The 12,776-nt window shown below is 64.1% G+C and carries 12 protein-coding genes; 3 read left to right on the top strand and 9 right to left on the bottom strand.

The window, feature by feature from the left end:
* Nucleotides 1–38 precede the first annotated feature (38 nt).
* From aroB to pilM, 6 genes are all read right to left on the bottom strand, one after another.
* A complete protein-coding gene (gene aroB, locus ACQKRQ_RS38900) occupies nucleotides 39–1,124 on the bottom strand; it encodes a 3-dehydroquinate synthase (RefSeq protein WP_427482996.1) in 1,086 nt (361 codons plus the stop codon).
* Nucleotides 1,124–1,675: a shikimate kinase gene (locus tag ACQKRQ_RS38895; RefSeq protein WP_106284162.1), complete on the bottom strand. Its 552-nt coding sequence runs from the start codon at nucleotides 1,673–1,675 to the stop codon at nucleotides 1,124–1,126. Before ACQKRQ_RS38895 ends, aroB begins: the two co-directional genes overlap by 1 nt.
* A gap of 106 nt (nucleotides 1,676–1,781) precedes the next feature.
* A complete protein-coding gene (locus tag ACQKRQ_RS38890) occupies nucleotides 1,782–3,512 on the bottom strand; it encodes a type IV pilus secretin PilQ (protein ID WP_427482994.1) in 1,731 nt (576 codons plus the stop codon).
* A complete protein-coding gene (locus ACQKRQ_RS38885; RefSeq protein ID WP_427482992.1) occupies nucleotides 3,512–4,444 on the bottom strand; it encodes a hypothetical protein in 933 nt (310 codons plus the stop codon). The genes ACQKRQ_RS38890 and ACQKRQ_RS38885 overlap by 1 nt, the downstream gene beginning before the upstream one ends.
* Nucleotides 4,441–5,163 carry a fimbrial assembly protein gene (locus ACQKRQ_RS38880; protein ID WP_427482990.1) on the bottom strand — a complete coding sequence of 241 codons (723 nt, stop codon included), beginning with the start codon at nucleotides 5,161–5,163 and terminating at the stop codon, nucleotides 4,441–4,443. The genes ACQKRQ_RS38885 and ACQKRQ_RS38880 overlap by 4 nt, the downstream gene beginning before the upstream one ends.
* Complete coding sequence (gene pilM, locus ACQKRQ_RS38875; protein WP_427482988.1) at nucleotides 5,160–6,152, bottom strand: type IV pilus biogenesis protein PilM; 993 nt, start codon at nucleotides 6,150–6,152, stop codon at nucleotides 5,160–5,162. The genes ACQKRQ_RS38880 and pilM overlap by 4 nt, the downstream gene beginning before the upstream one ends.
* A gap of 253 nt (nucleotides 6,153–6,405) precedes the next feature.
* On the opposite strand from pilM, the gene ACQKRQ_RS38870 reads away from it, so the two are divergent.
* A complete protein-coding gene (locus ACQKRQ_RS38870) occupies nucleotides 6,406–8,805 on the top strand; it encodes a penicillin-binding protein 1A (RefSeq protein WP_132376711.1) in 2,400 nt (799 codons plus the stop codon).
* Nucleotides 8,806–8,922: 117 nt separating this feature from the next.
* Here the strand turns inward: ACQKRQ_RS38870 and cyaY are convergent, their stop codons facing one another.
* The gene (gene cyaY / locus ACQKRQ_RS38865) at nucleotides 8,923–9,240 is read right to left on the bottom strand and encodes an iron donor protein CyaY (RefSeq protein ID WP_427482986.1); all 318 of its coding nucleotides are present in this window, start codon (nucleotides 9,238–9,240) and stop codon (nucleotides 8,923–8,925) included.
* 35 nt (nucleotides 9,241–9,275) lie between these two features.
* Between cyaY and lptM the strand changes: the two genes are divergently transcribed.
* Nucleotides 9,276–9,617 (top strand): LPS translocon maturation chaperone LptM, encoded by a 342-nt coding sequence (gene lptM, locus ACQKRQ_RS38860; protein ID WP_132376710.1) that lies wholly within the window; start codon nucleotides 9,276–9,278, stop codon nucleotides 9,615–9,617.
* A gap of 9 nt (nucleotides 9,618–9,626) precedes the next feature.
* The gene (gene lysA / locus ACQKRQ_RS38855; RefSeq protein ID WP_427482984.1) at nucleotides 9,627–10,889 is read left to right on the top strand and encodes a diaminopimelate decarboxylase; all 1,263 of its coding nucleotides are present in this window, start codon (nucleotides 9,627–9,629) and stop codon (nucleotides 10,887–10,889) included.
* 99 nt (nucleotides 10,890–10,988) lie between these two features.
* On the opposite strand, the gene msrQ is transcribed toward lysA, so the two are convergent.
* Both msrQ and msrP read right to left on the bottom strand, forming a co-directional pair.
* Nucleotides 10,989–11,687 (bottom strand): protein-methionine-sulfoxide reductase heme-binding subunit MsrQ, encoded by a 699-nt coding sequence (msrQ, locus tag ACQKRQ_RS38850; RefSeq protein WP_427482982.1) that lies wholly within the window; start codon nucleotides 11,685–11,687, stop codon nucleotides 10,989–10,991.
* Between the two features lie 11 nt (nucleotides 11,688–11,698).
* A complete protein-coding gene (gene msrP, locus ACQKRQ_RS38845) occupies nucleotides 11,699–12,694 on the bottom strand; it encodes a protein-methionine-sulfoxide reductase catalytic subunit MsrP (protein WP_427482980.1) in 996 nt (331 codons plus the stop codon).
* Between the last annotated feature and the right edge of the window lie 82 nt (nucleotides 12,695–12,776).

Here is a 12,776-nt window from a genome sequence, read left to right as displayed (position 1 = left end):
CGCTGGTGCGTGTTGCGTTGCTGGATGCCCCGCGAGACTCAGACGGCGGCGGCCAGCGTGGCGTGCACCTCGGCGTCGGGCGCCTGGGTGATCAGCGTCTCACCGAAACGCTTCAGCAGAATGAATTTGATCGCGCCGGCTTCCGCCTTCTTGTCGACCCGCATGAGTTCGACATAGCGCGAGTCGCCAAGAGCGGGCGCCCGCGTCGGCAAATGCGCGGCGACGATTACGTCGACCAAGCGCTTGCGGGCGGCCTCGTCGAGATAGCCCAAGCGCACGGACAGATCCGCCGCCATCACCATTCCGCAGCCGACCGCCTCGCCGTGCAGCCACTCGCCGTAGCCGAGGCCGGCTTCGATCGCATGGCCGAAGGTGTGACCGAAATTGAGAATGGCGCGCAGTCCGCCTTCGCGTTCGTCCTGCGCGACCACCGACGCCTTGATTTCGCAAGACCGCTTGACCGCCTCAGCTAGCGCTTCGGGTTCGCAGCGGTTCAATGCTTCGATATTGGCTTCGATCCAGTTGAAGAAGCCCGCGTCGGCGATGGCGCCCGTCTTGATCACTTCGGCGACGCCCGCCGCGAGTTCACGCGCCGGCAGTGTGCGCAGCGCGCCGATGTCGGCGATCACGGCCTGCGGCTGGTAGAACGCGCCGATCATGTTCTTGCCGAGCGGGTGATTGATGCCCGTCTTGCCGCCCACCGAAGAATCGACCTGCGACAGCAACGTGGTCGGCACCTGAATGAACGGCACGCCGCGCATGTAGCAGGCGGCCGCAAAACCCGTCATGTCGCCGATCACGCCGCCGCCCAATGCGATCAACGTGGTCTTGCGATCGGCGCGGCCGCCGAGCAGCGCGTCGAAAATCAGGTTCAGGGTTTCGAGGTTCTTGTACGCCTCGCCGTCCGGCAACACGACCGTGGATACCTGTTTGCCGAGCGGCGCCAGCGCGGCGCGCAGCTTGTCGCCATACAGCGGGTCGACGGTGGCGTTGGTGACGATGGTGACCGAGCTGCCGGCGATATGCGGCGCGAACAGCGCCGTCTGGCCAATCAGATCGGCACCGATATGGATGGGGTAGGCGCGTTCGCCCAGTTCAACGTTGACGGTAATCATACGGTCCATTATGACGCAGGATGTTTGGCGACGCCGGCCATCTCGAGCTGCATCAGAACCATGTTGACGAGTCCGTTGACCGAAGGCCGGCCGGTTTCGATCACGAAATGCGCGCATTCCCGGTACAACGGGTCGCGCACTTCATAGAGTGCTTCGAGGCGCGCTTTGGGGTCTTCGGTCTGCAAAAGCGGGCGATTCTTGTCGCGCCGCGTGCGCAGCCAAAGGTCGTGCGGATTGGCGCGCAGGTAGATGACCACCCCGCGATTCTGCAGTGCTTCGCGATTTTCCGGCCGCAGTATCGCGCCGCCGCCGGTCGCGAGCACGATATTGTCGCGCCCGGTGAGGTCGGAAATCACGCTGGCTTCGCGCTCGCGGAAGCCCGCTTCGCCCTCCAGCTCGAAGATCACCGGGATGCGCGCGCCCGTGCGCGCCTCGATTTCATGGTCGGAATCGAAGAACGGGCGATCGAGACGGCGCGCAATGGCCCGGCCCACGGTGGTTTTCCCTGCCCCCATGAGCCCTACAAAAAATACATTGGCGTGTGCGTCCCGCGCTTGCAACGGTGTCCTCTGGCTAATCCGGTATGGTTCGTGCCGCAGCTTACTGGCAAAGCGGCTGCCTTGTCGAGCCTGCGCGCCCCCGCTCGCAAGCGGCGGCAGCATGCCCCTAATTTGTCTGAACGACGCGCGGCGTGATGAAAACAGCCAGTTCGCTGCGCTGGTCGCGATGAGCCCGATGGCGGAAAAGCGCACCTAAAACCGGTATTTTGCCCAGGACCGGGACTCGCGTCACATCGTCCCGGTCGTCGGTCGCATAAATTCCGCCGATCGACACCGTACCACCATCCTCGACCTCGACGCGTGTTTGCACGTGCTTGGTGTTGATCGCGGGCCCGGCGTCGGTCTGTTCGCCGACGCTGTCCTTGGCGACGTCGAGGTCCAGCACCACACGGCCGTCCGGCATGATCTGCGGCTCGACCTCCAGTTTGAGCGTGGCGCGGCGAAACTGCACGCCCGACACGCCCTGCCCCACTTTCGCCTGATACGGCAGCTCGGTGCCCTGCTCGACCACCGCCTTCATCCGGTCGGCCGTGACCACGCGCGGACTCGAGACGATTTCGCCGCGGCCCTGCGCTTCGAGCGCGCTCAGCTCGATGTTCAGCAGCCGCGTCGCGCCGGCGGCGAACAGGGTCAGGCCGGCGGTCGCGGCGTCGAAGCCGGAAATCGGGCGGGCCGACAGATCATAGCCCGCGCCGGTCAAGCCTTTCGCGGTGCCATCAGCGTTCGTGGCCGCCATGGAGAGCTTCACGCCGAGATTGCGCGAAAAACCATGTTCGCCTTCGACGATACGCGCTTCGATCAACACCTGGCGCGTTGGCCGGTCGACGGAAGCGAGCAGCGCCGCAATCTGCGCGAGGCGCCCTTCGAGATCGGTCACGAACAGCAGATTGGTGCGCGGATCGGCAGTCGCGGCACCGCGCTTGGACAAGACGCGTTGCGCGCCCGAACCGGTCAGCAGGCGTCTGACGTCTTCGGCATGCGCGTAGTGCAGCTCGAACGTGCGGCTCGCGAGCGGCTCGAGATCGGCGGCTCGGGCGTGCGCTTCGAAGCGCTGCCGCTCGCGCGCCGCCAGATCCGCAATCGGCGCGACCCAGATCACGTTGCCGTGGCGCTCCATCGCCAGTCCGTTGACGTCGAGCAAGGTGTCGAAGGCAGTGCGCCACGGCACTTTGTCGAGCTTCAGTGAGACCGCGCCGCGCACTCTTTCGCTCGCGACGATGTTCAGCCCGGTGAACTTGGCGAACGCATTGAGGACGGCGCCGAGTTCGGCACGCTGGAAATTCAGCGAGATCGGTTTGTCGTCGGGCGCGAGGGCTGCGTCGGCGGCGCTGCGTGGCGCGTTGCTCAGACGGGCGAGCGGTGGCAGCGGCACCGGCGGACCTTCGAGCGCGGCGGTGCCGGCGGCTTCGGCGCGAGCCGGAGCGGCGGATTGCCTTCGCAGCGGGACGGAGCCGTCGGCGTCGGCATCGCCGAGATCCGGAGCCGTGGATTGCGTTGCAGCGGCGTCGGCACGCTCGTCCGTGCCGGCGTTGGCCGCCGCAGTGCTCCCGCGCGATGCCTCTGGATCGTCTGTTGAATCTTGACGAAACGGGTTGGGCACTTCGGCCGAAACATCACGTGGCAGCGGCGGTGTGCCGCTGTACGAAGCGTCGCGCGGCGATACCGCGTCGCCGAGCGGCATGTAGGCAGGCAACGGCGGCAGTGGTGGAGTCGACGCCTGCGTGACGCTGGCGCCCAGCGTCGCGCTGAGATACAGGCCGAGACACACAATGAGGCGAGGCGACGCACGCGGATCAACTCTCGACAATGCAAAGGGAAAGGGCTTCACCAGTCTCATCAGGAAGCCTCCATCATCGCCAGCATGCGTGTCGCACCGTCCTTCGCGAGCGTAATGCCGGACGCGTCCAGCTTCGTGACTCGCTCGGCGCCGATTCGCTCTCCGGACTCGACGGTTGCCACGCCGTCCGGTGTATCGAGCAAGGCCAGCCCGCGCGTACGATCGCTCAGCAATCCGACCAGACGTAGTTGCGAGACATCAGGCAGATCGCCGGCAGCCTGCATCTGCGGCTGCGAAAACGGATCGAAGAAAACGATGTCTTCATCGTCGTCGGAGTCAAGGCTGTCGTCGGCGAATGCGTCCGCGGAGGTTGTCGATGGCGCCGGCCGCAGCGCGTCGAACACTTGCAGCGTAGCGCTCACCGACAACGCCGCGGCATCACGCTTGACGGTCACATCGACCGGCACGATCAGCACCGGCAGATCGGACAGTCCGCGCAAAAATGCCATCAGGTGAACGAAGTCCGTACGCGCGGTCAGTTGCAGCGGGCGCATGCTTTCAACGCCCGCGCCGCTGACCACGCCGGGTTCCACCGCCAGCAATGCGACGTTATTTTGCGCGGCCAGTTCGGAGACGATGCGCACGTCGTCGGCGGAACTCCACGACGCGGATGTGCTCGTGGTCGAAGCAGCAACCGGCGCGGCGGCGGCATCACGGCGCAGCGCGGGCAATTGCGCAAGCGCGCGCCGCGCGTTGGCGAGATGCAAGCTACTGGCTTCCAACGCAGTGCGGCTCGCTTCGACACCACCGAGATCGGCCACGACCCAGCCATGCGCGCCAAGACCGAACACCAATGCCGCGATCAGCAACGCGACCACCCAGCGACGACGCCGGCTCCATGCATCGAGCGGCAAGCGCACGCGCTTCATCCAATGGGAAAGAGAAAGCCGCGCGTTTGCCGCGCCGCCGAACTCGACAAAGACCGTACTCATTTCGCACCTCTTGATTGTTCAGACTTCACAGGACGCTGCGTCGTGGACCCAGCCGGGCGAGCCGCTTTCTGCGCCGGCTCGTTCCACCGCAGATGCGCACCGAATTCGATCGGACCGGCAACGCTCACCTGCGCAGCAGCCGCACCGCCGCGTGAAACCGAACGATGGAGATCGCTCACCTCCGCCCCCTTCACGCCACGGATCGCACTCAGCCGCTTGAGCCACTCGGCCGAAGCGAGATGTCCACGCGATGACGCCAGCAACTCGGTCTCGTCCTCACGGTGGCGCAACTGCTGCAGCACCACGCCGTCGCCCGGTTCGAAACTCAGCGCGTCGAGCAGATCGCGCAGATGCGTGAGCGGCTCAGACACGCTCTTTGCGCGTGCGACGTCACGGCGCTGTTCGTCTCGCGCGCGCAGCAACGCCGCGTGCTCCGCGAGCGGTGCCGACAGTTGCGTGAGCGTGTGTTCGATCGACACGCGCTGCGCATCGAGCCGCGCTCTCTCGATTACCTGCCAACCGCCCAATGCGAAAACGGCGGCAAACCCGGCGCAGACCGCGGCAACCCATTCGAGCACGCGCCGTCGGCGCGCGAGCCGCGCGTTGGTTTGCCGGTACGGGAGCAGATTGAAACCGCCGAGCCACGACCGCGCGAAGCGCGTGCCGCGTACCGGCGCTCGGGTGTTAGAGGCCGTTGCGTGCAACAGGCCGCCCGTCATTCGAGCACCCCGCGCAACGCAAGCCCGAACGCGACCGCGCCGGACGGCTCGTGCAACAGCGAATCGTCCAACGGCCGGACGAGACCGCCCAGCGCCGCGCATTCGAACGGCAGCACTGCGCAGCTCAACACGTCGGCGATATCCGCGCTCGAGAAACCCACGCCGTCGAGCAGATCGACCTCGCCGCTCAACAACGCGCAGTCGAGTTCCGGGCCTTGGGCCAGGTCGCGCAACGCATCCGCGAGATCGGCGTGTTCCGGTGCGGGATAGCGCATTTCGCAGCAGATGACGTCGTCGACGATCCGCCAGCCATACACGCCGTCCGTACCGATCCACAACGCGACATACGGCTCGTGCGGATCGAGCTCGTAACTCGCCGCGTAGCGCATGGCGCGCAGCGCCGCATGCGGCTCGCCGTCGATGACGGTGAGCGAGATACCCGCAATCGCCGCGCATTCGATTCGCGCTTCGAGATGTTGCCGCGCGGTAGCGGCAATGGTCACGGAGCGGACCGGCGAATACGTTTCGTCGAGATACCAGTCGACGGCGAGAGCATGCCGCTCGAGGCCGGCAATGCGCTCGACCTCGCTCATCACCGCCGGCTCCAGTTCGGCCAGTTGATGCCCGCCGTCTTCCCCGCAACCGCTCTGCGCGGCAAGCCGCGTGAGCGGCACCGTAGTGGTCATGGTGGCCGACGCGGGCAGCGCCATCGCGCATCGCAAGGCATGTGTCGCGCACGCGTACGGCAGACCGGCGAACGCCTCGCGCAACGCACGCGCCACCGCGTGCCGGTCAGCGACCTCACTGCCAGCCATCGCGCCGGCGGCAAGCGGAACGGTGCTCACATATTCGATGTGCAACGCGCCGGGTGAACGCACGCGCTGACTCAGCACGATCAGACGCACGGTCTGCGAGCCGACATCGATCCCCGCAGCAAAACGCTGCGCACCGGGTTGCACTGCCTGAAGCCAAGATCTTTTCAACGCCATGACGCCCTCCCTCTGACTCACGCGACGAACCATTCGAACGCGAGTGATGAGGAAGAATTGTGCGTAGCCGCGCCGCCGCGCGACACTCAGCCAAATGGCTAACGTTGAGCAACGCACGTCCTGTATGCCATCAAAGCGGCTACAGTGAAGTCATTCCCGCGCGGCGCGCAGACTTGCCAATAAGTGTCAGTAAGCATGCCGAAAGCTGAAAAGCGAGGCGGCTATAATCGCGGGACTGTTTTTTGGTGCCTATATGCAATCCACGTCTCCTACGTCCCCGCCGCCCGCGCCGCAGAAGCGCAAACGCCCGCTGTGGCTGAAGCTCATCCTGGGCTTCGTGGGTCTGATCGTCGCAGGCATTCTGTGCGTGCTGCTGGTGCTCGGCTATGCGCTTGTCGTCGCCACGCCCAATCTGCCGTCGCTCGATGCGTTGACCGACTACCGGCCGAAGGTGCCGCTGCGCATCTATACGGCCGACCATGTGCTGATCGGCGAATTCGGCGAAGAACGGCGCGACATCGTCCATATTCAGGACGTGCCCGATCATCTGAAGAAGGCGATTCTCGCCATCGAAGACGCGCGCTTCTACGATCACGGCGGCGTCGACCTCACGGGCATCGCGCGCGCGGGCTTCGTCGCGCTGACCAATGGCCACGCCACGCAGGGCGCAAGCACGATCACCATGCAGGTGGCGCGCAACTTCTTCCTTTCCAGCGAGAAGACCTACACGCGCAAGATCTACGAGATGCTGCTGGCGTACAAGATCGAGTCGAAGCTGTCCAAAGATCAGATTCTTGAGGTGTATATGAATCAGATCTATCTCGGCCAGCGCGCCTACGGTTTCGCGAGCGCGGCGCGAGTGTACTTCGGCAAGGATCTGAAGGATCTGACGCTGGCGGAATCGGCCATGTTGGCCGGCTTGCCGAAGGCGCCGTCCGCGTATAACCCGGTCGTCAATCCGAAGCGTGCGAAGGTGCGTCAGGAGTACATTCTGCAACGCATGTACGAGTTGCACTACATCACCCAGGAACAATACGACGAAGCGAGCAAACAGCCGCTCGTGGTCAAGGGCGCGGGCAAGGAATTCAGCGTGCACGCGGAATACGTCGCGGAAATGGTGCGTCAGATGATGTACGCGCAATACCGTGAAGAAGCCTATACGCGCGGTCTGAACGTGGTGACCACGATCGATTCGGCGGATCAGGACGTCGCGTACCGGGCGCTGCGCAAAGGTCTGATGGACTACGAACGGCGCCACGGTTATCGCGGTCCGGAGGCGTTCATCGATCTGCCGTCCGATGCCGATGATCGCGAGCAGGCCATCGACGACGCTCTGCTCGAACACCCGGACAACGGCGAGATCATTGCCGCCGTGGTCACCTCGGCGAGTCCGAAGCAGGTGCAGGCCGCTTTCATCGACGGCAATGTCGCGACGATTCAGGGCGACGGCCTGCGCTTCGCGCAGTTTGCGCTCGGTCCGCGCGCCCAGCCGAATCAACGCGTGCGGCCCGGCGCGATCATCCGGCTCGTCAAGAACGACGACGGCAACTGGTCGATCACGCAATTGCCGCAAGTGGAAGGCGCCTTCGTTTCGGTCATCCCGCAAGATGGCGCGATTCGCGCACTGGTCGGCGGTTTCGACTTCAACAAGAACAAGTTCAATCACGTGACTCAGGCGTGGCGTCAGCCGGGATCGAGCTTCAAGCCGTTTATCTATTCGGCGTCGCTCGAAAAGGGGCTTGGGCCGGCAACCGTGATCAACGACGCGCCGCTCTTCTTCAGCGCGGCTGAGACAGGCGGCCAGGCGTGGGAACCGAAGAACTACGGCGGCGGCTTCGACGGCCCGATGACCATGCGCACCGCGTTGCAACGCTCGAAGAACCTGGTGTCGATTCGTATCCTGAACCAGATCGGCACGAAGTACGCGCAGCAGTACATCACGCGTTTTGGCTTCGACGCGGATCGCCATCCGGCCTATCTGCCGATGGCGCTGGGCGCCGGTCTCGTCACGCCGTTGCAGATGGCGGGCGCGTTCTCGGTATTCGCCAACGGCGGCTATCGGATCAATCCGTATCTGATCGCTGAAGTCACCGATCAGCGCGGCATGGTGGTCGCGCACGCACAACCGCTCGTGGCCGCGCAAAGCGCGCCGCACGCGATCGAGCCGCGCAATGCGTACGTGATGAACAGCCTGCTGCAAAGCGTGGCGCAACGCGGCACGGGCGCGAAGACCAACGTACTGAAACGCACTGACCTCGCCGGCAAGACGGGCACGACCAATGATTCGCGCGACGCGTGGTTCGCCGGTTATCAGCACACGCTCACGGCCATTGCGTGGATCGGCTACGACAACCCGCGCAGTCTCGGCGACAAGGAAACCGGCGGCGGCCTCGCGCTACCCGTGTGGGTCGAATACATGGGTCGTGCGCTCAAGGGCGTGCCGGAGTACAAGATGCCGATGCCCGACGACGTGACCGAAGTCGGCTCGGAGCTTTATTTCGACGACTTCACGCCGGGGCATGGCTTCATCGCTACGGTCGGCATCAGTCAGGCGGCGCTGGACGCCGAGGCGAGCGGCGCGTCGGCCGCAGCGCCCGAGCAGGTCGGCGAGCAGGAGAAGCAGGACATCATGAATCTGTTCCGCGGACACTGACGCTCCGCCCGAAGTCCCGCGGAAAGCAAAACGGCCGCGCTAAATGCGCGGCCGTTTTTTGTGCGGTTCGGGTAATCAACTCAGCCGCGTTGGCGGCCCTCACCCGACCGGCGGGTCTTACGCTTCGAAGTGAACCGTCTCGCCCGCCTGCTGCGTGGCGTACTCCGACAGCGCGGCAAAAAACTCCGTGCCGCTGCGCGTGTCGCGCCATTCGCCGTCGACGAAACGGAAGTGGAAACCACCCGCTTTCGCGGCGATCCAGATCTCGCTCATAGGTGGCTGCAGGTTGACGATGATCTTCGAGCGATTCTCGAATTCGAGGGTCAGGACGTTGCCGCTGCGCTCCAGTTCGATGTCGGCATCCGTGTCGTCGAGCGCGCGTTCGATGGCGGCTAGCGCGGCTTCCGCGCGGGTCAGGTATTCACTATCGGACATGCTAAACTCCATCGATTATTTATTCAGGGACAGTCATGCGAGTCGTATCTCGGATGCGCGCGGCGGCGCCCGGCCGCGCGATTGTAGCGGGTTTAGCCATTCTCGCAGGTTGTGCACTTGCCGGCTGCGGACAACGCGGTTCGCTCTATTTGCCCACCGTGCCGCCGCTACCGGCCAAGCCGATCGATCGCACGCAAACGCCGCCGAACGTTGCGCAACCGGCTTCGGCAACATCCACCGACATGAGCACCGTCCCGGATACCTCCGGCACACCGCTTTCGTTGGCGCCGGAAAACGAACTCGCCACGCCGCCCGCCTCCGCTGCATCAGCTACGGCGGCTCCGCTGCCTGCTTCCGCCGCCACACCTGTTCAATAAGACTTTCGCATGACTCGATCCGCATTTGACTACGTCGACGGCGTGCTGCACGCCGAAGGCGTGTCCGCCGTCTCCCTCGCCGAGCAGTTCGGCACGCCGCTGTACGTGTATTCGCGCGCCGCGCTCACCGAGGCGTGGAACGCCTACGCGGGTGCTTGCGCCGGGCGTCGCGCGAGTGTGCATGTCGCCGTGAAGGCCAATAGCAACCTCGCCGTGCTGAACGTTTTCGCGCGCCTGGGCGCCGGCTTCGACATCGTGTCGGGCGGCGAGCTGGCGCGTGTGTTGGCTGCCGGCGGCAAAGCGGAAAACACCGTGTTTTCCGGCGTCGGCAAGAACGCGGACGAAATGCGCGACGCGCTCGTAGCCGGCGTGAAATGCTTCAACGTCGAATCGATTCCCGAGCTCGATCGCCTGAATGCGGTTGCCGCGAAAATGGGCAAGAAAGCGCCCGTCTCGCTGCGCGTGAATCCGGACGTCGACGCCAAGACGCATCCGTATATTTCCACCGGCCTGAAGTCGAACAAATTCGGCGTCGCATTCGAAGACGCGCGCGCCACGTATCAGGCGGCCGCGGCCATGGCGAATCTCGAAGTGGTCGGCATCGACTGCCATATCGGCTCACAGATCACCGAAGTCGCGCCGTATCTCGACGCGGTCGACAAGGTGCTGGAGCTGGTCGAGCAGATCGAGCAGGACGGCGTGAAGATTCGTCACATCGACGTGGGCGGTGGTCTCGGCATCACGTACGACGATGAAACGCCGCCGGAAATCGGCGAGTTCGTGCGCACCGTGCTCGATCGCATCGAAGCGCGCGGTCACGGCCATCGCGAAGTGTATTTCGAGCCGGGCCGTTCGCTGGTCGGCAACGCGGGCGTGCTGCTCACGCGCGTCGAGTTTCTGAAGCCGGGCGCGGAAAAGAACTTCGCTATCGTCGACGCGGCCATGACCGATCTCGCGCGCCCCGCCATGTACGAGGCGTATCACGCGATCGACCCGGTCGCGGAGCGCGACGTGCCGGCCCACGTATACGATGTGGTCGGTCCGGTTTGCGAGAGCGGCGATTGGCTCGGACGTGAACGCCTGCTGGCGGTCGAACCGGGCGATCTGCTGGCGATCCGCTCGGCCGGCGCATACGGATTCGTGATGAGCTCGAACTACAACACACGTCCGCGCGCGGCGGAGGTGATGGTTGATGGTACACAGGTGCATGTGGTTCGCGCACGCGAAGAGGTGAAGCAGTTGTTTGCGGGCGAAACGGTTTTGCCGGCGTAACCTTCAACAACTGCCCCAACATCAAAAAGGCGATGCCACCGCGGCATCGCCTTTTTGTGTTTACGTCGTTGTGCGCGATCTACGTCAGCTCAGCGCCGATCAACGCGTCTTCGACATCCTGTCACGCGCCCAAACGATCAAGCGCCAGCCCAGCAACGCCAACATGATCGCGCCGTAAATCTTCGGCAGGATCAGATCGTGTTTGCCGGCCTTCATCCACCAGAAGTGCAGGATCGCCAGCGCGCCGATTACATAGATGGACCGATGCAACATCTGCCAGCGGCGCCCGAGCTTGCGCACCATCGCGCGCGGCGACGTCACGGCTAATACGATCAGCAACACGAACGCCGCGAACCCCACCGTGATAAACGGTCGCTTGCCGATGTCCTTGATGATGTCAGCGACATCGAACCATTTATCGAACCACAGGTAAGTGGTGAAATGCAGCGTCGCGTAGAAGAACGCATAGAGTCCGAGCATCCGCCGAAAACGCACGAACGCGGCGACGCCGGTGAGTCGGCGCAACGGCGTCACGGCCAGCGTGATGCAGAGAAAGACGAGCGTCCAGAGACCCGTCGAGCGCGTGATGAACTCGATCGGATTCGCGCCGAGCCGGTCGGTCAAGCCAAATAGCACGATGCGCGCGAGCGGATACCATGCCGCGATAAACACCGCGATCTTGGCCGGCACGATCCAACGCGCGCCGGCTGCGGGGCGCTTCGCCGCCGCCGACGCGGACGCTTGTGCGCGCGGCGTTTTTCGTTCGGCCTGGGTAGCGGATTGCGTATCGGAAGCCATGTTCGCGCCGCTCAAAAATTCTTCTTCAGGTCCATGCCCTGATAAAGCGACGCGACCTGATCGCCGTAGCCGTTGAACATCAATGTCTTGCGCTTGGGCGTGAAGAAACCGTCTTCGCCGATGCGTCGCTCGGTCGCCTGACTCCAGCGCGGATGATCGACGTTCGGATTCACGTTCGAATAAAACCCATATTCGTTCGATGCGTACGTATTCCAGCTGGTCGGCGGCTGCTTGTCGAGGAAGCGGATCTTCACCAGCGACTTCGCGCTCTTGAAGCCATACTTCCACGGCACCACGACCCGCGCCGGCGCGCCGTTCTGATTGGGCAGCACCTGGCCGTAGAGGCCCATCGTCAGCAACGTCAGCGGATTCATCGCTTCGTCCATGCGCAGACCTTCGGAGTACGGCCAATCGAGCACGGGCGTCGACAGTCCGGGCATTTGCGACGGATCGGCCAGCGTGATGAACTGCACGTATTTGGCATTGCCCGTCGGTTGCACGCGCTTGATCAACTCCGAGAGCGGCACGCCGATCCACGGAATCACCATCGACCAGCCTTCGACGCAACGCAACCTGTACACGCGCTCCTCGAGCGGCGCGAGCTTGAGCAATTCGTCGATATCGTAGACCTTCGGATTCTTGATCTCACCCTCGACGCTCACCTTCCACGGGTGCGGCCGCAGCGTCCCGGCATTGTGCGCGGGATCGGCCTTGTCGGTGCCGAACTCGTAGAAGTTGTTGTACGTGGTGATGTCCTTGTACGGCGTGATCTTGTCGAGCGCGACGAATTTGGGGTTGGTCTTCGCCGCCAGCTTTTGCGCCTTCGGGTCCGGCGACGTGTAAGCCGCCAGCGCCTCGCCGTTCACCCCGATCAGACTGCCGAGCGCCACCGCGCCGGCCGCCTGCAACACGCGCCGCCGGTTCTGGAAAACGCGCTGCGGCGTGATTTCGCTGCGCGCAATGTCGTCGCCAGTGAGTTGAATTCTGTCGCTACGCTTGATCCACATCGTGCTGCTCCTTGCCGGCCCATCGGTCTATGCATCTTAAGGGGCCATATTGATGATCGCTCGTCCGGGCGTCCGTCTTTCA

Origin of the sequence: Paraburkholderia sp. NPDC080076, assembly GCF_050281145.1 — a bacterium.
Classification (GTDB): domain Bacteria; phylum Pseudomonadota; class Gammaproteobacteria; order Burkholderiales; family Burkholderiaceae; genus Paraburkholderia.
Note: the sequence above shows the minus strand (reverse complement) of the source record. Positions and strands in the feature narration are given on the sequence as shown.

Excerpts from the sequence above, each read along its gene's own strand:
- aroB (WP_427482996.1), bottom strand. The coding sequence starts at position 1,124 with ATGGACCGTATGATTACCGTCAACGTTGAACTGGGCGAACGCGCCTAC.
- ACQKRQ_RS38890 (WP_427482994.1), bottom strand. The coding sequence starts at position 3,512 with ATGAGACTGGTGAAGCCCTTTCCCTTTGCATTGTCGAGAGTTGATCCG.
- ACQKRQ_RS38885 (WP_427482992.1), bottom strand. The coding sequence starts at position 4,444 with ATGAGTACGGTCTTTGTCGAGTTCGGCGGCGCGGCAAACGCGCGGCTT.
- ACQKRQ_RS38880 (WP_427482990.1), bottom strand. The coding sequence starts at position 5,163 with ATGACGGGCGGCCTGTTGCACGCAACGGCCTCTAACACCCGAGCGCCG.
- pilM (WP_427482988.1), bottom strand. The coding sequence starts at position 6,152 with ATGGCGTTGAAAAGATCTTGGCTTCAGGCAGTGCAACCCGGTGCGCAG.
- ACQKRQ_RS38870 (WP_132376711.1), top strand. The coding sequence starts at position 6,406 with ATGCAATCCACGTCTCCTACGTCCCCGCCGCCCGCGCCGCAGAAGCGC.
- cyaY (WP_427482986.1), bottom strand. The coding sequence starts at position 9,240 with ATGTCCGATAGTGAATACCTGACCCGCGCGGAAGCCGCGCTAGCCGCC.
- lptM (WP_132376710.1), top strand. The coding sequence starts at position 9,276 with ATGCGAGTCGTATCTCGGATGCGCGCGGCGGCGCCCGGCCGCGCGATT.
- lysA (WP_427482984.1), top strand. The coding sequence starts at position 9,627 with ATGACTCGATCCGCATTTGACTACGTCGACGGCGTGCTGCACGCCGAA.
- msrQ (WP_427482982.1), bottom strand. The coding sequence starts at position 11,687 with ATGGCTTCCGATACGCAATCCGCTACCCAGGCCGAACGAAAAACGCCG.
- msrP (WP_427482980.1), bottom strand. The coding sequence starts at position 12,694 with ATGTGGATCAAGCGTAGCGACAGAATTCAACTCACTGGCGACGACATT.